Origin of the sequence: Acinetobacter portensis, assembly GCF_023158935.1 — a bacterium.
Lineage (GTDB): Bacteria > Pseudomonadota > Gammaproteobacteria > Pseudomonadales > Moraxellaceae > Acinetobacter > Acinetobacter faecalis.
Map to the genome: position 1 here is coordinate 1,767,107 of NZ_CP096120.1, position 22,940 is coordinate 1,790,046.

21 protein-coding genes and 1 tRNA gene are annotated in these 22,940 nt (G+C 37.5%); 12 read left to right on the plus strand and 10 right to left on the minus strand.

All coding sequences use genetic code 11. The annotated features are described in order from the left end of the window. Positions 1-22: 22 nt before the first annotated feature. Positions 23-799 (plus strand): META and DUF4377 domain-containing protein, encoded by a 777-nt coding sequence (locus MZO21_RS08875; protein ID WP_154773274.1) that lies wholly within the window; start codon positions 23-25, stop codon positions 797-799. A gap of 74 nt (positions 800-873) precedes the next feature. Here the strand turns inward: MZO21_RS08875 and gdhA are convergent, their stop codons facing one another. After that, complete coding sequence (gene gdhA / locus MZO21_RS08880) at positions 874-2,217, minus strand: NADP-specific glutamate dehydrogenase (RefSeq protein WP_154773273.1); 1,344 nt, start codon at positions 2,215-2,217, stop codon at positions 874-876. A gap of 331 nt (positions 2,218-2,548) precedes the next feature. Between gdhA and MZO21_RS08885 the strand changes: the two genes are divergently transcribed. Together MZO21_RS08885 and nth are read left to right on the plus strand one after the other, a co-directional pair. After that, positions 2,549-3,340 carry an RnfABCDGE type electron transport complex subunit B gene (locus MZO21_RS08885; RefSeq protein WP_154773272.1) on the plus strand — a complete coding sequence of 264 codons (792 nt, stop codon included), beginning with the start codon at positions 2,549-2,551 and terminating at the stop codon, positions 3,338-3,340. 4 nt (positions 3,341-3,344) lie between these two features. Next, positions 3,345-4,034, plus strand: a complete 690-nt coding sequence (nth, locus tag MZO21_RS08890; RefSeq protein WP_154773271.1) for an endonuclease III — start codon at positions 3,345-3,347, stop codon at positions 4,032-4,034. Between the two features lie 18 nt (positions 4,035-4,052). Here nth and MZO21_RS08895 read toward each other — a convergent pair whose 3' ends face one another. From MZO21_RS08895 to MZO21_RS08905, 3 genes are all read right to left on the minus strand, one after another. Next, positions 4,053-4,247, minus strand: coding sequence for a hypothetical protein (locus MZO21_RS08895; protein WP_154773270.1), 195 nt, complete (start codon positions 4,245-4,247; stop codon positions 4,053-4,055). A gap of 95 nt (positions 4,248-4,342) precedes the next feature. Next, positions 4,343-5,002: an adenylate kinase gene (adk, locus tag MZO21_RS08900; RefSeq protein ID WP_154773269.1), complete on the minus strand. Its 660-nt coding sequence runs from the start codon at positions 5,000-5,002 to the stop codon at positions 4,343-4,345. Between the two features lie 81 nt (positions 5,003-5,083). After that, positions 5,084-6,400: a hypothetical protein gene (locus MZO21_RS08905; protein WP_154773268.1), complete on the minus strand. Its 1,317-nt coding sequence runs from the start codon at positions 6,398-6,400 to the stop codon at positions 5,084-5,086. 532 nt (positions 6,401-6,932) lie between these two features. Here MZO21_RS08905 and mrdA point away from each other — a divergent pair. Both mrdA and rsmD read left to right on the plus strand, forming a co-directional pair. Continuing rightward, entirely contained in the window at positions 6,933-8,969 is a 2,037-nt protein-coding gene (gene mrdA, locus MZO21_RS08910) for a penicillin-binding protein 2 (RefSeq protein WP_154773267.1), read from the plus strand. Positions 8,970-8,978: 9 nt separating this feature from the next. Then, entirely contained in the window at positions 8,979-9,530 is a 552-nt protein-coding gene (gene rsmD / locus MZO21_RS08915) for a 16S rRNA (guanine(966)-N(2))-methyltransferase RsmD (protein ID WP_154773266.1), read from the plus strand. Positions 9,531-9,573: 43 nt separating this feature from the next. Here rsmD and MZO21_RS08920 read toward each other — a convergent pair whose 3' ends face one another. Next, the gene (locus MZO21_RS08920; RefSeq protein WP_154773265.1) at positions 9,574-10,041 is read right to left on the minus strand and encodes a hypothetical protein; all 468 of its coding nucleotides are present in this window, start codon (positions 10,039-10,041) and stop codon (positions 9,574-9,576) included. A gap of 209 nt (positions 10,042-10,250) precedes the next feature. On the opposite strand from MZO21_RS08920, the gene MZO21_RS08925 reads away from it, so the two are divergent. After that, positions 10,251-10,985 carry a sulfite exporter TauE/SafE family protein gene (locus tag MZO21_RS08925; RefSeq protein WP_154773264.1) on the plus strand — a complete coding sequence of 245 codons (735 nt, stop codon included), beginning with the start codon at positions 10,251-10,253 and terminating at the stop codon, positions 10,983-10,985. A 10-nt stretch (positions 10,986-10,995) separates the two neighbouring features. On the opposite strand, the gene MZO21_RS08930 is transcribed toward MZO21_RS08925, so the two are convergent. Continuing rightward, a complete protein-coding gene (locus MZO21_RS08930) occupies positions 10,996-11,415 on the minus strand; it encodes a hypothetical protein (protein WP_216071080.1) in 420 nt (139 codons plus the stop codon). Positions 11,416-11,670: 255 nt separating this feature from the next. Here MZO21_RS08930 and MZO21_RS08935 point away from each other — a divergent pair. Next, positions 11,671-11,756: transfer RNA gene (locus tag MZO21_RS08935), tRNA-Leu, on the plus strand. A gap of 89 nt (positions 11,757-11,845) precedes the next feature. Next, on the plus strand, positions 11,846-12,517 hold the full coding sequence (locus MZO21_RS08940) for a hypothetical protein (RefSeq protein ID WP_154773263.1): 672 nt from the start codon (positions 11,846-11,848) through the stop codon (positions 12,515-12,517). Positions 12,518-12,545: 28 nt separating this feature from the next. On the opposite strand, the gene MZO21_RS08945 is transcribed toward MZO21_RS08940, so the two are convergent. The 4 genes from MZO21_RS08945 to rlmE all read right to left on the minus strand — a co-directional run bounded on the left by MZO21_RS08945 (position 12,546) and on the right by rlmE (position 16,621). Next, a complete protein-coding gene (locus MZO21_RS08945) occupies positions 12,546-12,860 on the minus strand; it encodes a DUF5713 family protein (RefSeq protein ID WP_154773262.1) in 315 nt (104 codons plus the stop codon). 100 nt (positions 12,861-12,960) lie between these two features. Continuing rightward, entirely contained in the window at positions 12,961-13,812 is an 852-nt protein-coding gene (gene folP / locus MZO21_RS08950) for a dihydropteroate synthase (RefSeq protein WP_154773261.1), read from the minus strand. 124 nt (positions 13,813-13,936) lie between these two features. After that, on the minus strand, positions 13,937-15,835 hold the full coding sequence (ftsH, locus tag MZO21_RS08955) for an ATP-dependent zinc metalloprotease FtsH (RefSeq protein WP_154773260.1): 1,899 nt from the start codon (positions 15,833-15,835) through the stop codon (positions 13,937-13,939). A gap of 135 nt (positions 15,836-15,970) precedes the next feature. Next, complete coding sequence (rlmE, locus tag MZO21_RS08960) at positions 15,971-16,621, minus strand: 23S rRNA (uridine(2552)-2'-O)-methyltransferase RlmE (protein ID WP_154773259.1); 651 nt, start codon at positions 16,619-16,621, stop codon at positions 15,971-15,973. Positions 16,622-16,970: 349 nt separating this feature from the next. On the opposite strand from rlmE, the gene yhbY reads away from it, so the two are divergent. The 4 genes from yhbY (at position 16,971) to carB (ending at position 22,912) form a co-directional block, all read left to right on the plus strand. Further along, on the plus strand, positions 16,971-17,294 hold the full coding sequence (yhbY, locus tag MZO21_RS08965; protein ID WP_154773258.1) for a ribosome assembly RNA-binding protein YhbY: 324 nt from the start codon (positions 16,971-16,973) through the stop codon (positions 17,292-17,294). A 10-nt stretch (positions 17,295-17,304) separates the two neighbouring features. Beyond that, the gene (locus MZO21_RS08970) at positions 17,305-17,844 is read left to right on the plus strand and encodes a DOMON-like domain-containing protein (protein ID WP_248101806.1); all 540 of its coding nucleotides are present in this window, start codon (positions 17,305-17,307) and stop codon (positions 17,842-17,844) included. A 681-nt stretch (positions 17,845-18,525) separates the two neighbouring features. Further along, positions 18,526-19,668, plus strand: coding sequence for a glutamine-hydrolyzing carbamoyl-phosphate synthase small subunit (gene carA, locus MZO21_RS08975; protein ID WP_154773256.1), 1,143 nt, complete (start codon positions 18,526-18,528; stop codon positions 19,666-19,668). Between the two features lie 13 nt (positions 19,669-19,681). Beyond that, entirely contained in the window at positions 19,682-22,912 is a 3,231-nt protein-coding gene (gene carB, locus MZO21_RS08980; RefSeq protein WP_154773255.1) for a carbamoyl-phosphate synthase large subunit, read from the plus strand. The last annotated feature ends 28 nt before the right edge of the window (positions 22,913-22,940 follow it).

Here is a 22,940-nt window from a genome sequence, read left to right on the forward strand (position 1 = left end):
ATCAACAAAGAATACGCCGAAAATGAAATTAAAATACTTAGCTATTGCCCTATTCCCTTTTGCGCTTGCTGCTTGTCAATCTAGCGATATTCAAAAAGTTGGAGATTTAGCTGTGTCAGTACTACAACAACAAAATGCCGATAAAACATTAACGTCTTCTACTTGGAGTGCAAGCACTGAAAATGCGAAGCGCCCTATCGTACTTACTTTTGCCGACAAAGGTCGTTTAAGTGTTTCTACAAGCTGTAATACGCTTGGAACATCTTGGAAAGTTGAAAACAATATTATTACGACAACAAATATAATGTCTACAATGATGGCTTGTGATGAGGCATCTACAAAACAAGAAGGTTTTGCTTCAAGCTTATTCAGCACAGGTAAAACACCATTTGTATTAAACCTTGATGATGCACAAAAACCAACACTGACTTTGGTTGCAGCGAATGGCGAAAAAGTTGTATTTACAGGAAAAATGACACCTGAAGTGAAATATCAAACTCAAGGTGAAACGATTTTCTTAGAAGTAAATCCTAAAACTGTTCAATGCCAAGGTGTAGCGCCACAAACTTGTTTGCAAGTACGTGAAATTAAATACAACGATAAAGGCATTAAAACTCAAGCAGATCAAAACTGGTCAAATTTCTATGACTCAATTGAAGGCTATGAGCACAATCCAAATGAACGCCAAGTCATTCGCGTTAAACGTTATGAAATTAAAAATCCAGCAGCAGATCAATCTAAATATGCTTATGTTCACGATATGACAATTGAGCGTGAAGCTGTAAAAGGCGCACTTTAAGTCTAATTTGAAACTCAATATGTAAAAAAACCGAGGCAATTGCCTCGGTTTTTTTAGCTTATTCTAAGCAAAACTTAGAATACACCTTGCGCTAACATTGCATCGGCAACTTTTACGAAGCCTGCAATATTTGCACCATCTACGTAGTTCACAGTACCATCTTCTTTAGTACCAAACTTAACGCAGTTGCGGTGAATTTCTTTCATAATTGCATGAAGACGTTCGTCAACTTCTTCGAAAGTCCAACCTAAACGCAATGCGTTTTGAGACATTTCAAGACCAGAAGTTGCAACACCGCCCGCATTTGATGCTTTACCTGGCGCATAAAGAATTTTCGCTTCAACGAATTTCTCTACAGCTTCAAGTGTAGAAGGCATGTTTGCACCTTCAGCAACACAAATCACACCATTTGCAATTAATTGTGCAGCATCATTTGCATCTAACTCATTTTGAGTTGCGCAAGGAAGTGCGATATCACATTTAATTGACCAAGGACGTTGACCTTCTAAATATTCGAAGCCATGTTTAGCTGCAAATTCAGAAATACGACCACGTTTAACGTTCTTAAGTTCCATTACTTCAGCAAGTAATTCTTCTGTAAAACCGTCTTTAACATAAACAGTACCAGCAGAATCTGAAAGTGAAACCACTTTCGCACCTAAATACATTGCTTTATCAGCAGCATATTGAGCAACGTTACCAGAACCTGAAATTGTTACTACTTTGTCTTTAAAGCTTTCGCCACGAGTCTTAAGCATTTCCTCAGCGAAATACACAGTACCGTAACCAGTTGCTTCAGGGCGAGCCAATGATCCACCGAAAGTTAAACCTTTACCAGTGAATACACATGAAGTGTCATTGCTTAGCTTTTTCATCATGCCAGCCATGTAACCCACTTCACGACCACCAACACCAATATCACCAGCAGGAATATCTGTGTTAGAGCCCAAATGACGGTAAAGCTCAATCATTAACGCTTGGCAGAAACGCATGATTTCACCTTCAGATTTGCCTTTAGGGTCAAAATCTGAACCGCCTTTACCACCGCCCATAGGGAGTGTAGTTAAAGCATTTTTAAAAGTTTGTTCAAAACCTAAGAATTTTAGGATTGAAAGGTTCACTGAAGGGTGGAAACGCATGCCCCCTTTAAATGGACCAATAGCTGAGTTGTATTGTACGCGGAACGCACGGTTTACATGTGTTTGACCTTGGTCATCTACCCATGAAACACGGAACTGAATCGCACGTTCAGGCTCAACTAGACGTTCTAGCAAACCGTGAGCTGCATATTGTGGATTTTTTTCAATAAAAGGCCACAAACTTGTCATCACTTCTTCAACAGCTTGAAGAAATTCTGGTTGATGTGCATCACGTGCTTTTACGTAATCTAGGAACTCATTAAGTGTGTTGTATTTCAACGCTTAATCCTCAGCAGAAAATGGATCAAAATTGGTCAAAAATTCAATCAACGATTTATTTTGGCGCAAAACATTAAATATCTTTTGTAATGAATCTACAACAATTATTTGAATGAAATTTAATTAAATATTAAATAACAATTATTTATATTTATAAGCATTAACAAAAAACCTATAATTTTCAAGTATATCTATCAAAATAAACGTACCAAATAAAGACATGTTTTGTATCAATTTAGAGCACAAGATTAATGAAATAATTCGTGTTAAAATCATCAACTTAATAAAATTTCTCCTTTTTACTACTTTTACGAGTAGTTGTGGTACCTAAATGAACTCGCAAATCGCACTCATTCAAAATATTGATGCTTTACTTCCACAAACTCAATGTGGTCTATGTGGACATCGAGATGGGTGTTTACCGTATGCAAAATCTATTGTTGCTGGCGAAGACGCAAATAAATGTGTTCCGGGTGGTCAACCTGTTGCCGATGCTTTAGCAGATCTTCTTGCTCGACCAAAATTAAAAGCCGAAGAAAGTGTATGGCCTATTCAAAGCGATGGTCGCCCACAACGCATGAAAGCTATTATTCGTGAAGATGAATGTATTGGTTGTGCCAAATGTATTAGCGCTTGTCCTGTAGACGCCATTATTGGCTCAGGAAAACTGATGCATAGTATTTTGACTGACCTTTGCACAGGCTGTGAATTATGTATACCGCCTTGCCCTGTCGATTGCATTGATTTAGTTGAAGATACAAAAGAAATTCCAACTGAAATTATTCGTATACAAGAACAAAATGATTTAAGACAACGTTACTATTCACATATTCAACGTGAAGAAAAACGTAGTATTCATCGTAAAGGTCCTATTGTTCGCGCAGAAATTGACACTGAACTTTTTGCACAATTTTCAGCTCATACATCAAATGTACCTGAAATTAAGCGTATTGAAAAAGCCAAACCGACGGTTATTCAGCAAGATGCTAAAACAACAATTGAGTTGGCAAAGCTCAGAACGCAAATTAAAAAATTAGAAAAGCAGCTGAGCGTTCGTGAAGATGCCAATAAACGTACACAATTAGATGAGTTAAACAAGCAACTTACAGCTTTAGGAGCTTAAATACATGACCGTTAAAAATATGACCAAAAAACAAATTCAAACGTTTTTTGAACGGTTACGTGAACAGCGCCCTCATCCTCAAACTGAACTCAATTATTCAAATCCATTTGAGCTTTTAGTTGCTGTCACTTTATCTGCACAAGCAACAGATATAAGCGTAAACAAAGCAACAGATAAACTTTTTCCCGTTGCCAATACGCCTGAAGCGATTTATGCATTAGGTGTAGATGGGCTAAAAGAATATATAAAGACAATTGGCTTATATAACTCTAAAGCCGAGAACGTAATTAAAGCCTGTAAAATGCTCATAGAGAAGCATAACAGCGTTGTTCCGAATAACCGTGCAGACTTAGAGGCATTACCTGGTGTAGGGCGTAAAACGGCAAATGTGGTGCTAAATACCGCATTTGGTCAGCCTACTATGGCAGTAGATACGCATATTTTCCGTTTAGGAAATAGAACAGGTTTAGCGGTTGGGAAAAATGTTCTAGAAGTAGAACATAGACTTGTAAAAGTTATTCCTAAAGAATTTATTATTGACTCGCATCATTGGCTTATTTTGCATGGTCGATATTGTTGTATTGCGCGTAAACCAAAATGCAATGAATGCATTGTGTCTGATGTTTGCAACTGGCCAGATCGTTTCGAATTTGGCGCAGAAAGAGCAATTAAACTTAAAAATATAGATGCTTAATGCATCTATATTTTTTAATCATTCTTCATTCTTTTTTTTCGCATCCAATTCTGCTTTTAGCTTTGGATGAATTTGATATTGTGTTGCTTGATCTTTTTTCAATAAAGCTTCTTTCTTTTGCGTTTCACGTAATATTTTAAAGCTCACATATAACAAGCCTAAAAGCATTGCCAAACATGCAATCACTAAGATGATTAAACCAACTTTTAGCAAAATCGTGTCCTCAAAAGTTATAACAATAAAAAAGAGCCCCAATATGACTTAGGACTCTTTTCTTGTCAAAACAATTAGAATTTTAAAAATCTAAATTATTTTGATTGATCTAAAATCGCGAACAAATCAGTTTGAACTTCTTCGATTGGACGTAGACCATTTAATTTATTGTAAGTTGGTGCATTTTCACCAGAAGCAGCACGACCTTGGTAGAAACCAACAAGTTGTTCTGTTTCTGTATGATATGAACCTAAACGACGACGAATTGTATCTTCTTGGTCATCTGGACGTTGAATAAGATCTTCACCAGTTTCATCATCTTTACCTTCCACTTTAGGTGGGTTGTAAACGATGTGATAAACGCGACCAGATGCAGCATGTTGACGACGACCTGAAAGACGTTGAACAATCTCTTCATCTGGAACATCAATTTCAATCACGTGATCGATATTAATGCCTTCTTGTTCCAAAGCTTCAGCTTGAGGAATCGTACGTGGGAAACCATCAAAAATACAGCCATTCACGCAATCTGGTTGAGCAATACGCTCTTTTACAAGACCAATGATAAGCTCATCAGAAACAAGACCGCCATTGTCCATTACGCTTTTAGCTTTTAGACCTAATTCAGTACCTTCACGAATTGCAGCACGGAGCATATCACCGGTTGAAATTTGTGGGACATTGTAGCGCTTACAGATCAACTGAGCCTGAGTACCCTTGCCTGCTCCAGGTGGTCCTAGTAAAATAATGCGCATAAAAAACATCCTCATTTAACAATGAACATGATGCATTGCTTATAACAAACTCAACGTTTCGTTATATGGCTCAGCATCGAATTATAAAAAAGCCACAAATAAATGTATTAAACCAGCAACAAATCCAGTTACACCACCCAATATAATCAAAATCCATTCGTCTTCCTGAAATGCAGGACGTAATAAATTTTGAAATTCTTTTGGTGTTAACTCTCGAATACGATCTCGAAACATTTGAAAGATTTTTTGTGCACGACTCGCATTGAATTCTGGGTCACTTATAGGAACCATCGTAATTTCAATTGAGCGATCTATCAAGTCAGTCTTGAGTCTTGCGTATTCTTTAGGCCCTAAAGAAATCTGTAAAGTCGTACGAACTAAAGGCGTTTCCATAATTTCGTTAATATGTCGTTTCACAATACGGCGAGTTTTTTCTTTTTTCCCACCATACATCATTTCAGACATAATCGTTTTTAAGGTAATGAGCTCTTCTGTTACGACTTTTGCAAACACATCCGATACTTCATCTTGGCGCTTCATAAAAGCACCCTGAATATTATACGCCCCTATACGAGGAATGACAGGTTTAATCCAAGGAAATTTACGATTTTTAGTTCTTTCAAAAAATTGAGGGTAACGAACATAATGCGCTTCAAGTGGATTAAATACCATCCAAATTGCAATCCAATTCGTTAAAAAACCCCATACAGATGCCCAAAAAGGTACTGTCCAATGCCATGGTATCACGAACCATACAATCATTTGAAAAACACCAAAGACAATTCCAATTAAAGCACTGATATGCCAAATGAAATTAATTTCTTTTTGTCCAACTTTTAAAAACATGCGAACCATTAAATGGCGGTCATTTTCCATTTGACTTACGACCATTTCACGCATATCTACAAGTGACTCTACATTTAAAGTCAAATCGACAACTAAATCTTCTAAAACACCGGGTAATTGCTTATTGGCTTGAGCATAAATACGGCGCTTAATGGCATAAGGCATATTTTCCCAAAGTATGGCATTACGCTCCATCATGACTTCATCAATTAAGTATTCAAGTTCATGACCAACTTGCTGACCAATAATGTGCGCCATATATTTAGGATCCATTGCATCTAAAAATTCCTGCAATGAACCTAATTTAGACAATGTGTTGTCTGTAATAATACCTGAAATACGCCCTGCTTTACGTGGCACAATTCCCTGCCAACCAACAGGAATAGAACCGACATGAAATCCCCAAAAATGAATGGGGAAAAACACCATTTTAAGTGCCATCCATACATGCGCCCAAGTTACAAATGCTGTGACAGGAATAATACTAAGCACCGCCCAGAAATCTGAACGTTGCAAAAATGTTTGCCACAACTGATTGATGTACTCAAGCATGCATGAATTCCATATATCTTTCTATTTGCAAGATTTTAAAGCTCTAGTAATTGTTCTATTTTGTCTATTTGCGTTCTAGAACAATATTAGAAATTTGTATTTAAAATCTTTAACTGCACCCTTTTGCTAAGCAATTTAAAAATAAACTTATTATTCATTAAAACAAATTAACTCGAACCTCCGTAAGCTTTGCTTATTTAAGTGAGTTTTATATTTAAATGAGATAAAACTTATATAAGTATTGATATTATAGCTGTTTTTTCATTATTCAGCCAAAAGTTGTCACGCATATTTTCAACAACAACTTGCTTATGCTTGTTCTTTAAATAAAAACAGTAATATTTACATCAGAAATGTATCAGAATTACTCATAACTCTATAGACCTCATTTCTGTAAATTTGTGTCGCTTAAGTCAATTTCGTCGCTTCATATTTTTATTTTTAAATAGATCTGCTTCTTTCACAAATACACTTGAGTTGAGTTAGAATAAGCATCAAAATCATTCAACCCACAAACCTAAGTACACTGCGTATGAAACAGAACTTTCCTTTAAAAAATGTTCAGCAAGAAAAGCGCATATTTCGCAATCGTGTTCTGGTTTCTGTAGGTGTTGTTACTTTTTTTCTTTTATTACTTATTTCTCGCTACGCATATTTACAAATTTTCAGCTTCGATGAGTTTGCAACAGCTTCTGATAAAAACCGTATTCGTCTTCAGCCTTTAGCACCTGCTCGTGGTTATATTTATGACCGTAATGGGGTGCTTTTAGCAGATAACTACCCTGTTTTTTCTGCAACTTTAAGCCGCGCCGATATTGATGATATTGACGATACAATTGAGCGTTTAACGCCAATTTTAGAACTTACTCAAGAAGATATCGACCGCTTCAAAAGCCGTATTAAAGTTTCTCGTAAAACTGAACGTGTCGTAATTAAACTCAATTTAAATGAGACAGATATTGCTCGCTTTAGTGAAGTTAAATTTCAATTTCCCGGTGTAAATATTGAAACCCAAATGACCCGTTATTACCCACATGGTGAGCTTTTTGCCCATGTAATTGGTTATGTCGGTCGTATTAACGATAAAGAATTAAAATCTATTGATAAAGATGCCTACGCAGGCACGAACTTAATTGGGAAAATTGGCGTAGAGAAATACTACGAAGACTTACTACATGGCTTACCCGGCAATGAATCTATTGAAGCCGATGCGCATGGTAATGTCTTACGCCATTTAGGACGTAAAGACCCTATTCGTGGTAATGATTTATTCCTTTCTCTCGACTATGGCTTACAAACAGTTGCAAGTGAACAACTCGCAGGTCGACGTGGTGCAATTGTTGCATTAGACCCAAATACAGGTGAAATTCTAGCTTTAGTTTCTAGCCCCAGTTTTAATCCTAATTTATTTGTTACAGGTATTAGCACAAAAGATTATTCAGAACTACGTGATAATTTAGATCAACCTTTATACAACCGTGCTGTTCAAGGTACTTATCCACCCGGCTCTACAATTAAACCAATGTTTGGTTTAGGTGGCATTCACTACGGTCTAATCGATTGGCAAACTGCCATTCAAGATCATGGTTACTTTACCCTTCCTGGCGACAGCCATCGATTCCGTGATCACAAGAAAACAGGTCATGGCGTTGTAAACATGCATACAGCACAAGTCGTTTCTTGCGATACATTCTTCTATGTCCTTTCGTACCGTATGGGTATTGAAAAAATGAATGAATGGATGCGTCAATTTGGCTTTGGCGAAAAAACAGGTATCGACTTACCAAGCGAAAGTTCAGGTTTATATCCCAGCCCAGAATGGAAACTTCGCACACGTAATAGCAAATGGTTACGCGGAGAAACCATCTCCGTAAGTATTGGTCAAGGTGCCTTTACTGCAACACCATTACAACTTGCTATGGCAACAGCAATTACATCTAACAAAGGTGCTCACATTACGCCTCACGTACTTCGTGAAAGTAAAGGCGCAAAAGAGCATAAAGTTCACAATTCAACAGATGGCGTTATTCCATTCAATGGAAAACCTGAAGATTGGGTGAAAATGCGTGAAGCCATGGTAGATGTAATTAACACAGGTACAGGTAGAGGTATTCGTACACCGTTTTATGATATTGCAGGTAAAACAGGTACAGCCCAAGTTAAAAGTATCGCACAAGGTAAAAAATACAACGAAGCCCTACTTACAGAACGCCAACTAGACCACGGCTTATTCGTAGGTTTTGCTCCTGCCGAAAACCCACAAATTGCGGTTGCTGTTGTTTGGGAAAATGGTCGTCATGGTGGTTCTGCTGCTCAGCTTGCAAAACCGTTATTCGACTATTGGATTCTAAGCCGTAAAAAGAACCCAATTAAGCCTGCCGCAACACAAATGAGTGGTGGTCTAATGACAGCAGGTATTAAACCAAGTGAATTACCAAGTGGTAATAACAACACAAATACTTCTGCAAGCAATGCTAATGTAAATATGCCTACAGCGACTACATTACCAGAACCCAATAATCGTCCAACCAATTCACAAGCAGCCTCACAAGTTGAAAGTGAAGAGTAACTCTAAGATATGAAAAACCAATTACGTATTATTGGTGGCGAATGGAAACGTCGCCAACTCCCTTTTGCAAGTATTGAAGGCTTACGCCCTACACCCGACCGTGTTCGCGAAACCTTATTTAACTGGCTCATGTGGGACATTCAAAACACCAATGTTTTAGATATTTGTGCAGGTTCTGGCGCACTTGCTTTTGAAGCCTTATCACGTGGTGCAAGCCAAATAGTTATGATTGAACCAAATGCTCAACAAGCTAAATTTTTAAAAGATAATTTAGAACTTTTGAAAGTAACCAATCAACGTGCAAAGCTTAAAATTGCAACTGCACAGCAAACCTTACCAACATTAAAAGATCAATTTGATGTGGTTTTTTTAGATCCCCCATATAGCTTAGATTTATGGGAAGAATTAGCAGTACTTGCAGATCCTTTAATAAAAAATGATGGCTTTATTTATATTGAAGCTGACCGTGATTTATCACAGTTAAAAATTCCATCAAGCTGGATTCAAATTAAAAATACCAAAGCTGGTACCGTTCGTGCGGGCTTATATCAGAAGAAGTGATCATAAAAATTAAAAGAAAAAAGGATGCTTAAGCATCCTTTTTTTATACCGATGGTCGAAGTGGTCTTTGCGCATTTGGTAAACCTTGCTGTCTAGGATAATTCGAATTCAAGCTTGGTTTATTTACACTTGGTTTTTGCCCTGAATGATTTGGTTTGTCATTTGGCTTATGATTTGGTTTGTGCTGCGATGGTTTTTGACCTTGGTGATTTGGCTTGTGTTCAGAAGGACGATTAAGCGATGGTCTATTCACAGGCGGACGATACACTGGCGGTTTGTTGCCCTGAAAATTAGGTTTGGTTTGATGAGGCTTAGGCTTCTGCTGATGAGGACGATCATTTGGTCGATAGTTCGGTCTATAATTAGGTCGATGAGTCGCACCATTATTCCAATGAGGTCGATCATAGGAGTTGTAACCACCTGAATAATGAGGGCGGTCATCATAAGGTGCCATTACACAGCCTGTTAAAGAAAACCCAAGTGCCGATAACAATATTATTTTTTTAATCATGTGAAAAACCCTAAAATTCTATTTCCAAATTATGAAATACACACATGAATAGATCGGGGATTGGTTGTTTTATTTATGTAGAAATTCATTCATATTTTGCTCATATTATGCAAAACATATCTTTAATAGAAATAACAAAATTCAATTTAAAACTAATAATTTAAATAAGATGGATTAAAATTAAGCCAAATAATTATGCTGTTAATTTTATGACTTGGCTTATTTTTATCATTGGTTCTGTAATTGCTGGCTTTGTACAAGGCTTAACAGGCTTCGCCTTTGGCTTAGTCGCCATGTCCTTCTGGGTTTGGGTATTAGCACCTCAACTCGCAGCACCATTAGTGGTCTTTGCTTCGTTGTGGAGTCATATGATTTCACTATCTAGCGAAAAGAAAATCTATAAATTTAATAAATCTTTAGTTCTACCTTATATTTTAGCAGGCTTAATTGGTGTTCCTATTGGTACATGGCTACTCGACTTAATACAACCTGAAATATTCAAACTTGTATTGGGTGTATTTTTAATTATTTGGAGTCCCTTAATGCTGTTTAATCCTCAATTTTCCATCATAAAAAATGCAGGAAAATTAGCAGATAGCTGTATTGGCTTTATTGGTGGAGTTTTAGGAGGATTAGGCGGTTTTAGTGGTGCAGTGCCTTCTGCATGGGTCATGCTCAAAAATTTAAATAAAGATAAACAACGCTACATTATGCGTCACTTCAATTTCTCAATTCAGCTTTCTGCAATGACTGCTTATTTAATTAAAGGAAATATACAAAGCGAACATATCCCCTATCTTGCAATTCTTGTTTTTAGTGTCAGCATTCCTGCTATTTTTGGTGCTAAATTATTTTATAAAATTTCAGACACTCAATTCAAAAAAGTAGTACTTGGTTTGTTATTTACTTCAGGAATTTTCATGTGCTTAAGCCTTTTAATTTAAAGCTAATATATTAAAACCGTTTAGACCAAAAAAAACGAACCATTTGTCCTCGATCATAAGGAAAGCTTGAAACATACTCATAGCCCACTTTATTAACTGGATCTAATTTAAATTCCATTCCATAACCAAAAGAAACAGCAAAATCATCTACTCCTACATCGTGTGTTTGCCCTGCCATAAATTTATTTTGGGCACCATCAAAACTATATGCTGTATTGTTATATACACGCACAACCTCATCTTCGTAGAAATTATTATTTATAAAACTATAATCTCTTTGCTCTTCATCATATTTCTCTAAATTTTTTTTTTCCTTTTCTTGCACTTCAAATATCGTTTCTTTTGTTTCTTCTACTTTTATATTTTCTTCTGCTGCATTCAATACAAAGCTATAGCAACTCAATAAAAATAAAATGAGATACTTTTTCATATTTTCCTCATTTAAAATTTATAGAAATTCAAACAACAACGCATGTAAACCTAGAGTTTATAAATTACCATTATAAAAGCGAGTATTTTACATCGACAATATAATCATAAAATTCTAACAATTACGTATAAAACGGGTTAAATCTTCTGTTATTTTATATTTTTCAACCATAACGCAATTATTTGATTGAAAAGAAAGCAATTGATTAGAAATACACTTGCCAAGTTTTATTTCGTCCTCTATTATTGCGCACATGCCCGAGTGGTGAAATCGGTAGACACAGGGGATTTAAAATCCCCCGCCCACAAAGCGTGCCAGTTCGAGTCTGGCCTCGGGCACCATTCTTCTACTATAGAAAAATGGTGCAATAAAATTTCCAGCTATATGCTGGTTTTTTTATGTCTAAAATTTAGTGCTAGTATTAATTTTTATGTCTAATCATTTTAATTTAAAAGAATTACAACAACGCCATCCTGAAGCTTTTTTTCAACCTTTGCATTTTGCCCAATTAAAACTTCCTTTTTACCACTCATTTCATATCATCAATTTTGCCATCATTTTTTTAACTGCAATTAGCACAGTTATGCTTTGCTTAGGTTTTGCAATACTTATATCTGATACTTTTCGATTTGATATTCTCCAAGCACTTACGTTATCTACTATTTTATTTGCTTTTATTCAATTTCCATTTCAGTTTTGGATTCAACAACAAGCAAAACACTGTTCGAAATTTTACGCTCAAAGACTTCAAAATGCTTTATATATACAAATCCTTATCATTATTCTCTTCGTATTAAACTACTTCATATTAGATAGTCCACACCTGTATTTTCCAAGCTTGGTATTATTCTCTTTTTTTGGTTATGTCGTTATTTTTATTGAGCCTCTATATAAAAACACCCCACGTTTAGAAATAGTGCGCTTACACAAAATTCGTCAAATGGCATTTTGGGCTTTTCAACAAACTAAAAATAACTCAGCACAACCAACACACTATTATTTAGATTTATACAATAAATGTATGCTTGAAGAACAAAAGCTCTCAAAGCAAATACTTCACCCAAATTTTATATCTGCAATTATTACACTTCTAAAAACATAAACCCTGCAAATGCAGGGTTTATTTTTAATTACCATTCACGGGTGGCAACCAACTCTTCCATCTCAATATCCATATAGCCTTGATCTTGAACCACCATCATCATAGCCTCAGCTATATAATCTGCCGCAGTATCATCTAAAGATGAATCTAAATCTTCAAACTGAGGTTTCATTTTATTAATTTCTGTAATGGTTTCTTGAGCAAAATGATAAATATCATTTTCACTTAAGTTTGACTTAGCAACTTTCTTCGCAAATTTTTTAATGCTTTCTCTCACTTCAGCAACCAGTACATCTGGATAATATTCATCATCAAACATTGGGAGAAGTAAATCATTCAACATAATACAGCTCAAACTTATAGCATTTCAGAAAACCGAGCTTATATACCACATACTCGCCCGTTTAACCAAATCTAAATAAAAATACCACTATTATATCAATTTAAACGACTTGCATCGCTTGCCAAACTTTTAACGCATCACACGTTGCTTTTACATCATGTACACGCACCATAGATGCGCCCTGTTGCACAGAAATTAAATGTGCAGCCACAGAACCAACCACCCGTTTTTGTGCATCAAACTCACCTACCGCTTCACCAATAAAGCGTTTACGCGATAAAGCCGAAAGTATTGGATAACCCATTTCCTGTAATTTATAAAATTCATTTAAAAGCTTTAAATTTTGCTGAGCATTTTTTGCAAAGCCAAAGCCAGGATCAATCATAATATTTTCAGATCTAACACCTGCATTTAAAGCATCATTTACACGTTCCTTTAACTCTGAAATTACATCGAGTGTGACATCGTTATATTGATCTAAATTATTCATTGTGGTCGGTTCGCCACGCATATGCATAATAATGACAGGAATATCTAAACTTGCCGCTGTTTCCAAAGCTTTTGGACGTGTAAGCGCACGTACATCATTCCAAATATGCGCACCCGCTCTTACTGCAGCTTTAATCACTTCGGGTTCTGATGTATCAATTGAAATCACAACATTATGTTTTGCGAGTTCTTTTACCACAGGCACAACACGTGCTACCTCTTCTTCCACAGCAACTACAGATGCGCCTGGACGTGTAGATTCACCACCAACATCAATAACGGTTGCACCTTCCGCAATCATTTGTAAAGCACGCGCTACAGCTTCATCTTTACCATTATGCAAACCACCATCACTAAAAGAATCTGGTGTCACATTTAATATGCCCATTACATGTGGTTTTGATAAATCTAAACTTAAATTACCACACTGTAAAATATGTTCTGGCAAAGCAACGAGCTGCATACTTTTTTCCTAAATAAACGCTGAATACATTCTAACAAGTCTTAAATTATAGTTGCTAAATTCTTTTCAAAATAGCATGCATAAAAAAAGAGCCTCAATTGAGACTCTTTTTTAAATAACTTAATTAAGCATTTGGCAAAGTTGGTAATGGCGGAGGTGTCGCAGGACCATCTGTTGGAGTTACGTCAACCACAGGGTTGTCTGCAACATAAACTTTTGGTGGCTGAGGTTCACGACCTTCCATAATGTCACGGATTTGATCACGATCAATCGTTTCCCATTCCATAAGCGCTTTAACCATTGCGTGTGCGATATCTTTGTTATTTTCCAAGATGTCACGCGCAACCTTATATTGCTCATCTAAAATACGACGAACTTCACGATCAACTTCAAGTTGAGTTGTTTCAGAAATCGTACGACTACCAATACTACCCATGAATGATTGCTGAGAATCATCTTCGTAAACCATTACGCCCATTTTGTCTGACATGCCGTACTTCGTAACCATTGCACGTGCCATTTTTGTTGCACGCTCAAAGTCATTCGAAGCACCTGTCGACATTTGGTTAATGAATACTTCTTCAGCAATACGACCACCAAAAAGAATCGAAAGTTCATTCAACATCTTATCTTTGTAATGGCTTGTTTGATCATGTTCAGGTAACTGCCAAGTTACACCTAAAGCCCAACCGCGCGGCATAATTGTTACTTTATGAACAGGGTCTGTGCCCGGTAAAATTTCAGCAACAATTGCATGACCCGCTTCATGGTAAGCCGTAGCGCGACGTTCTTCTTCACGAATCACCATCGATTTACGTTCTGGCCCCATATAAAGCTTGTCTTTTGCATCTTCAAAGTCATGCATATCGACAGTATTCTTGTTACGACGTGCAGCAAATAATGCAGCTTCGTTTACAAGGTTTGCCAATTGCGCACCAGAGAAACCAGGCGTACCACGCGCAAGAACTTGAACATCTACACCAGCCGTTGAAGGTAGTTTTTTCAAGTGAACATTTAAAATTTGTTCACGACCTTTAATGTCTGGCAAGCTCACCATTACTTGACGGTCAAAACGACCCGGACGAAGTAATGCTTTATCTAATACATCGGCACGGTTAGTTGCAGCAATAACAATAATACCTTCATTGCCTTCAAAACCGTCCATTTCTACAAGCATTTGGTTTAATGTTTGCTCACGCTCATCATTACCACCACCTGTACCTGAACCACGATGACGACCAACTGCATCAATCTCATCAATGAAGATGATACATGGCGCATGGCGTTTTGCTTGTTCGAACATGTCACGTACACGAGACGCACCCACACCAACAAACATTTCAACGAAGTCAGAACCAGAAATACTAAAGAATGGAACTTTCGCTTCACCAGCAATTGCTTTAGCAAGTAAAGTTTTACCCGTACCCGGAGGACCAACCATCAATACGCCTTTAGGAATTGTTGCACCTAAACGCTTGAATTTTGATGGGTCTTTTAAGAAATCTACAATTTCAACAACTTCTTGTTTAGCTTCATCACAACCAGCAACATCTGTAAATGTTACTTTGATTTGGTCTTCTGAAAGCATTTTCGCTTTAGATTTACCAAAACTCATTGGGCCGTTTTTACCACCTGCACCGCCACCCATGTTGCGCATAAAGAACATGAATAACAAAATGATTAAAAGTACAGGGAAACTCGCAATAAGAAGCTGCATCAACAAACCTTGACGCTGAGGTGCAGTACCTTCAACAGCAACGTTGTTTTTAATCAAGTTCGGCATAAGTTCAGGATCTTGAACTGCCGGACGAATACTTTCGAATGATGAGCCATTTACTTTCTCACCATTAATTCTTTCGCCATCAATTGTAACTTGTTTAATTTGACCAGCATTCACCGCCGCCACGAACTCTGAATAGTTCAATGATGTTGGTTTTTCATCGCCATTAATGTTACTGAAAATAAGAATCAGCACACCAAGTATAATCAACCACAATACGGCATTCTTGAAAAGATCGCTCAAAGCTTTATTCCCATATCAATCTAATTTGATCATGCCCAATTGGGTGACCTTTTATTTCAAAACGCTGACAACCAGCTATATAAATCATTAAAAAGGTACAAAATGCACAATTTTTAAGGACTTGGCAAGTAAACTTTACTTAGATGCTTTTTTTAGCCCTTGTCCAATTAAGAAAACTTCTTTTGAACGAGCACGAGAAGCAGCAGGTTTCGATGTTTTTAACACTTTAAAACTATCGACAACTTGCTTACGGAATTCATCAAAACCGATCCCTTGGAAAACTTTTACCACAAATTGACCTTTCGGTCCCAATACTTTATTGGCAAAATCTAGGGCTAGTTCACATAAGTAAATTTGACGCGGTTGATCAACAGCCTTATTACCTGATGTATTGGGGGCCATATCCGAAATTACAACGTCTACTTGTCGCCCATCTAAAATTTTTAACAATTCTTCAAAGACAGCTTCTTCTCGGAAGTCACCTTGCAGGAAGGTTACGTCGGGTAATGCATCCATTTCTAAAATATCAGATGCAATTACAATACCCTTGCTTCCAACTAATTTACCTGCAATTTGCGACCAACTTCCTGGAGCAGCACCTAAATCGACAACCACCATACCTGGTTTTATGAGCTTATATTTTTCTTGCATTTCTAGAAGCTTATAAGCTGCACGAGCACGATAGCCTTCCTTTTGCGCTCTTTTCACAAATGGGTCGTCTAAATGCTCTCTCATCCAATCACGACTACTTTTAGATAACTTTTGGTTGGTAATGCGTGTAGCCATAACTCTCTAATAAATTAAATCTTCTTAATATTCATTGTACGTGAAAATAATCTGTCATGCAGTATTCATCTGTATCTAAATATCGTCTTTATTTTTGTTTTTTTCAATCGTGTAGATCGCTTATTTGAAAGTTTATAACTTGATGATTATTTGAAACTTTAACAAATTTTAGATGTAAAACTTTAACCAACTTAGACTAAATATATGATGCTTATTAAATTAAAAACCATTTTCCTCCTCTTTATAAGGAAAATTAGCTTCTGAATAAATGTGTATTCAACTTCAGAATTTTCAGCGATTGATTGTGCAATTTGTTATACTAAGGCGTTTTTTAATTTAGGTTATTTTTATGGCGGCTTTATCAATTCAGGAACGTAAGCGTTTACGTCAAATTGGACATGCTTTAAACCCAGTTGTAATGATTGGTGATAAAGGCTTATCAGAAAGCGTAATTGAAGAGCTAAACCGTGCTTTAAATGATCATGAACTTATTAAAGTTAAAGTAGTTGCTGAAGATCGCGAAGCGCGTTCTGCTTTAATTACAGAACTTTCAGAAGTTTCAGGATCTGAAATTGTACAAACTATTGGTAAAATTGCATTACTTTATAAAAAAGCTGCAAAACAAAACCAAAAGCTTTCTAATCTTGTTCGTCACGCACATTTAGGTAATTAATATTTAACTTATGGCAAGTTATGACCTTAGTGCTTTTGATCGCCGCTTTCAGGCAATCGCCCTAGTTGGCGCAATTGAACAACAAAGTCCATTTGGCTTAAATGTTGGCTTTTGGTTACGTGATCCTAACCAATATGTTCAATGGCCAGAGCTAGTTTCTGCGAATCCTCGTGTTGATTTCCTTTGGGAAAATACATGCTATGAGGTTTTTATAGGCGTTAAAGGTGAAGATTTCTATCGTGAAATTAACCTTTCCCCTTCTCAAGCATGGCAAGCTTATCAATTCGAAGAATATCGCTATCCAGAGGATATGCCTCCTCAAGTTGCTGAAGACATCGAGCTTAATCAACTTAAACGCACCCATTATGGTTTAAATGTAAGTTTAGATCTGACTGAATTTATGTTGAAACATAAACTGAAATGGGATGACTTGTTTATTGGTTTAACCGCTGTGTTAAATACAACTCAAGGTCATCAATATTATGCAATGCAGCATAGTAGCCCAAGTGCCGATTTCCACAATAAACGAGATTGGCTACATCAGTTTTAAAAGTGAAAAAAGCAAAAGGCATTTACCTTTTGCTTTTTTTATATCTGAAATTTCCCTTTTTAAAAGTTTCAACCTTTAAATTAACCCTACCCTCTTCTTACAATCATAAATAAAGAACGACTTATTAATTACATCAAAGTACTTTTTCTTAAAATCACTTCATCACTTTGCTCAATCATTTTCACAATTAAAAAAATTAGATTCATATTCAATTTTAACGTTTGGTTTAGTTAGGCTCATGTTTAATAAAACATTAAACTAAATTGCTTATTTTTTATCTTAACCAAAAAACTTTCAAGCAGCCCAATATCACCCCAACCTGCGTTTTAAAGCTCATTTGAAGCAACCCCTTTCTGTTGCATTATGGTCAACAACATCACCCAAAGTTACATCTTATTTATTATGTGATTTTTCAAATTTGATAAAATTTAAGTTTTGATTTGTTTAACAATTATTAATTGCTTAGTTTTTCAGTACAAGCTTAAGAAATAAACCAATACTCAAATTGCAAGTGATTTATCTTACTTATTCACAATAAATAGAATGGACTTTTGGCAGTGTTGTCCGTATAATGCCGTGTTAAGTTCAAGCGAGCAGACATAGGAGGGTAGGTTTAAAAAATAGCCTTCCTTTTTTTTCGTCTTCTCGCTTTTTTACAGCCTAAATTTCAGGAGCTTTGGTTTGAGCACCCCAGCAATTTTAGCCCTTGCCGACGGAACTATCTTTAAAGGTACTTCTATTGGCGCATCGGGTAGTACGACTGGTGAAGTCGTTTTTAACACTGCCATGACTGGCTATCAAGAAATTTTGACTGACCCAAGTTATGCACAACAACTTGTGACTTTAACTTATCCGCATATTGGTAACACTGGTTGCAATGATGAAGATGCTGAGTCAGGTCGAATTCATAAAGTATGGGCTAACGGTTTAATTATTCGTGACCTTCCTTTATTGCACAGTAACTTCCGAGCTACACAATCTTTAGGTGAATACTTAGAACAACATAATGTTGTAGCAATTGCAGATATCGACACCCGTAAACTTACACGTATTTTACGTGATAAAGGCGCGCAGAATGGTTGCATCCTTGCTGGCGAAAATATCACGGCAGAAGAAGCTTTAGAAAAAGCTCGTGCATTTGGTGGTTTAAACGGTTTAGATCTTGCAAAAGAGTGCTGTGATCCTGAAGGTTTCGAATGGACTGAAGGTTCTTGGACACTTGGTCAAGGTTTCTCTCAGCCTGAAGCTAAATTCCATGTTGTTGCATACGATTACGGTGTCAAAACCAACATCTTACGTATGCTTGCAGACCGCGGTTGTAAATTGACTGTTGTTCCTGCACAAACTCCTGCTGCTGACGTGCTTGCACTGAATCCAGATGGCGTGTTCTTATCGAACGGTCCTGGCGATCCTGCTGCATGTGACTACGCAATTGAAGCTGTAAAAACAATTGTTGAAGATGCTCGTAACGTACCAGTTTTTGGTATTTGCTTGGGTCATCAAATTCTAGCTTTAGCATCTGGTGCTAAAACTGTAAAAATGCCTCATGGTCATCATGGTGCAAACCATCCTGTACAGAACATTGAAACTGGCACAGTGATGATTACTTCGCAAAACCATGGCTTCGCAGTTGATTTCGATACATTACCTGCAAACTTGAAAGCTACGCACAAGTCTTTGTTCGATCAAACTCTTCAAGGGATTCATCGTACAGACAAACCTGCGTTCAGTTTCCAAGGTCACCCTGAAGCAAGCCCTGGTCCACATGACTGCGCACCATTGTTCGATCATTTCATCGAACTTATCGAAGCATCTAAGAAGTAATTAAGGAAGCATCATGGCTAAACGTACAGACATTAAAAGCATCTTAATTCTTGGTGCTGGTCCAATTGTTATTGGTCAAGCATGTGAGTTTGACTACTCAGGTGCACAAGCATGTAAAGCGCTTCGTGAAGAAGGTTACCGTGTAATTTTGGTAAACTCTAACCCTGCGACAATCATGACTGACCCGACAATGGCAGACGCAACTTACATCGAGCCAATCACTTGGCAGACTGTTGCAGCAATCATTGAAAAAGAGCGTCCAGATGCGGTTCTACCGACAATGGGTGGTCAAACAGCATTGAACTGTGCCCTTGCACTTGATGAGCACGGCATTTTAGAAAAATACAATGTTGAATTGATTGGTGCTACGAAAGAAGCGATTGAAAAAGCTGAAGATCGTAAATTATTCGACCAAGCAATGCGTAAAATTGGTCTTGAATGTCCAAAAGCTGACATTGCAGAATCAATGGAAGAAGCTTTAGAAATTCAAGCACGCTTCGGCTTCCCTGTAATCATTCGTCCATCATTCACGATGGGTGGTTCAGGTGGCGGTATCGCTTATAACAAAGAAGAATTCATTGAAATTTGTGAACGCGGTTTCGATCTTTCTCCAACTAAACAATTATTGATTGATGAATCTTTAATTGGTTGGAAAGAGTACGAAATGGAAGTTGTTCGTGACAAAAACGACAACTGTATCATTGTATGTACAATTGAAAACTTCGACCCAATGGGCGTGCACACGGGTGACTCAATCACTGTTGCGCCTGCTCAAACACTTACAGATAAAGAATTCCAATTACTACGTAATGCATCTTTAGCTGTACTTCGTGAAATTGGTGTTGAAACTGGTGGTTCTAACGTTCAGTTCGGTATTTGCCCGAAAACTGGTCGTATGGTTGTTATTGAGATGAACCCTCGTGTATCACGTTCATCTGCTTTAGCATCTAAAGCTACTGGCTTCCCTATTGCGAAAATTGCTGCGAAATTAGCTGTTGGTTACACGCTTGATGAATTGAAAAATGACATCACTGGCGGTACAACTCCTGCTTCGTTCGAACCTGCAATTGACTACGTAGTAACGAAGATTCCTCGTTTCAACTTCGAGAAATTCCCACAAGCTGACGCAACTTTAACAACACAGATGAAATCTGTGGGTGAAGTAATGGCAATTGGTCGTAACTTCCAAGAGTCTATGCAAAAAGCACTTCGTGGTCTTGAAGTGGGTGCTTGTGGCTTTGATGAAAAAATCGAAGTGGGCACTGAAGGCGCGAAAGAAAAAATTCTTCAAGAACTTAAAGTTCCAGGTCCTGAGCGTATTTGGTACGTGGGTGATGCATTCCGTCACGGTTTCACACTAGACGAAGTATTTGCTGCAACAAACATCGACAAATGGTTCTTGATTCAAATTGAAGACATCATCAAAACTGAAAATCAAATTAAGACTTTAGGTTTTGGCGATTTAAATGCAGACAATATCCGTTCGTTCAAACGCAAAGGTTTATCTGACCTTCGTATTGCGAACTTAATGGGTATTTCGCAAAAGCAATTCCGTAAACACCGTTGGAACTTGGGTGTAACTCCAGTTTACAAACGTGTTGATACATGTGCAGCTGAATTCGAATCTGATACAGCGTACATGTACTCTACTTACGATGATGAATGTGAAGCGAATCCGTCTAGCAAAGACAAAATCATGGTAATTGGCGGTGGTCCTAACCGTATTGGTCAAGGTATCGAATTCGATTACTGCTGTGTACACGCTGCCCTTGCAATGCGTGAAGATGGCTACGAAACAATTATGGTTAACTGTAACCCTGAAACTGTTTCTACAGACTACGACACATCAGATCGTTTGTACTTCGAACCAATTACGTTGGAAGATGTGCTTGAAATCGTACGTATTGAGAAGCCTAAAGGCATTATCGTTCAGTACGGTGGTCAAACTCCTCTTAAATTGGCTCGTGCTTTAGAAGAAGCGGGTGCACCAATTATCGGTACATCACCTGACGCAATTGACCGTGCAGAAGACCGTGAACGTTTCCAACAAATGATTCAACGTCTACAACTTCGTCAACCAAACAACAGCATTGTAAAATCTGCTGAAGAAGGTATGGCTGAAGCATCTAAAGTAGGCTACCCACTTGTTGTACGTCCATCTTACGTACTTGGTGGTCGCGCGATGGAAATCGTTTACAACGATGAAGAATTAAAACGCTACTTACGTGATGCTGTTCAAGCATCAAACGAAGCGCCTGTTCTTCTTGACCGTTTCTTAGATGACGCAATTGAAGTTGACGTAGACTGCGTATCTGACGGTAAAGACGTTGTTATTGGCGGTATTATGCAGCACATCGAACAAGCAGGTATTCACTCTGGTGACTCTGCATGTTCAATTCCTCCTTACTCTTTATCTAAAGAAGTTCAGGATGAAATGCGTCGTCAAACTGTTGCTATGGCAAAAGAGCTTGGCGTAATTGGTTTAATGAACGTTCAGTTTGCAGTTAAAGGCGATGACGTTTATATTCTTGAAGTGAACCCACGTGCATCTCGTACTGTTCCATTCGTATCGAAATGTATTGGCGAATCTTTAGCGAAAGTTGCTGCACGTTGTATGGCGGGTCAATCTCTTGTGTCTCAAGGATTCACATCAGAGATTATTCCTGAACACTTCTCTGTAAAAGAAGCAGTGTTCCCATTCAACAAATTCCCTGGTGTTGACCCTATTCTTGGGCCTGAAATGAAATCTACAGGCGAAGTAATGGGTGTTGGTAAATCTTTCGGCGAAGCATTCTATAAAGCTGTACTTGGTGCTAACGAACGTTTACCAGGCTTACCAACTGAAGGCGAAGTGAAACATGCATTCATCTCTGTACGTGAATCTGATAAACCACGTGCTGTAGGTATTGCTAAACAACTTATCGCTTTAGGCTTCAAGATTCTTGCAACCGATGGTACATTTAAAGTAATCAGCGAAGCTGGTCTTGAGTGTGAACGCGTGAACAAGGTTACTGAAGGTCGTCCTAACATTGTGGACCGTATTAAAAACGGCGAAATCCACCTTGTTATTAACACGACTGAAGGTAAAAAAGCGCAAGAAGATTCTTTCTCGATCCGTCGTTCAGCGCTTCAAGGTAAAGTGTATAACACAACTACTTTGAATGGTGCAGAAGCAGTATGCCAAGCTTTAGCAATCCAATTACCAATGGATGTTTACCGCTTGCAAGACCTTACTAAAGGTTAATTAAGTTACCAAGAAGTCCCGCTACCTC

Coding starts and splice junctions, on each gene's coding strand:
- MZO21_RS08875 (WP_154773274.1), top strand. CDS start 23: ATGAAATTAAAATACTTAGCTATTGCCCTATTCCCTTTTGCGCTTGCT.
- MZO21_RS08885 (WP_154773272.1), top strand. CDS start 2,549: ATGAACTCGCAAATCGCACTCATTCAAAATATTGATGCTTTACTTCCA.
- nth (WP_154773271.1), top strand. CDS start 3,345: ATGACCGTTAAAAATATGACCAAAAAACAAATTCAAACGTTTTTTGAA.
- adk (WP_154773269.1), bottom strand. CDS start 5,002: ATGCGCATTATTTTACTAGGACCACCTGGAGCAGGCAAGGGTACTCAG.
- MZO21_RS08905 (WP_154773268.1), bottom strand. CDS start 6,400: ATGCTTGAGTACATCAATCAGTTGTGGCAAACATTTTTGCAACGTTCA.
- mrdA (WP_154773267.1), top strand. CDS start 6,933: ATGAAACAGAACTTTCCTTTAAAAAATGTTCAGCAAGAAAAGCGCATA.
- rsmD (WP_154773266.1), top strand. CDS start 8,979: ATGAAAAACCAATTACGTATTATTGGTGGCGAATGGAAACGTCGCCAA.
- MZO21_RS08920 (WP_154773265.1), bottom strand. CDS start 10,041: ATGATTAAAAAAATAATATTGTTATCGGCACTTGGGTTTTCTTTAACA.
- MZO21_RS08925 (WP_154773264.1), top strand. CDS start 10,251: ATGACTTGGCTTATTTTTATCATTGGTTCTGTAATTGCTGGCTTTGTA.
- MZO21_RS08930 (WP_216071080.1), bottom strand. CDS start 11,415: ATGAAAAAGTATCTCATTTTATTTTTATTGAGTTGCTATAGCTTTGTA.
- MZO21_RS08940 (WP_154773263.1), top strand. CDS start 11,846: ATGTCTAATCATTTTAATTTAAAAGAATTACAACAACGCCATCCTGAA.
- MZO21_RS08945 (WP_154773262.1), bottom strand. CDS start 12,860: ATGTTGAATGATTTACTTCTCCCAATGTTTGATGATGAATATTATCCA.
- folP (WP_154773261.1), bottom strand. CDS start 13,812: ATGCAGCTCGTTGCTTTGCCAGAACATATTTTACAGTGTGGTAATTTA.
- rlmE (WP_154773259.1), bottom strand. CDS start 16,621: ATGGCTACACGCATTACCAACCAAAAGTTATCTAAAAGTAGTCGTGAT.
- yhbY (WP_154773258.1), top strand. CDS start 16,971: ATGGCGGCTTTATCAATTCAGGAACGTAAGCGTTTACGTCAAATTGGA.
- MZO21_RS08970 (WP_248101806.1), top strand. CDS start 17,305: ATGGCAAGTTATGACCTTAGTGCTTTTGATCGCCGCTTTCAGGCAATC.
- carB (WP_154773255.1), top strand. CDS start 19,682: ATGGCTAAACGTACAGACATTAAAAGCATCTTAATTCTTGGTGCTGGT.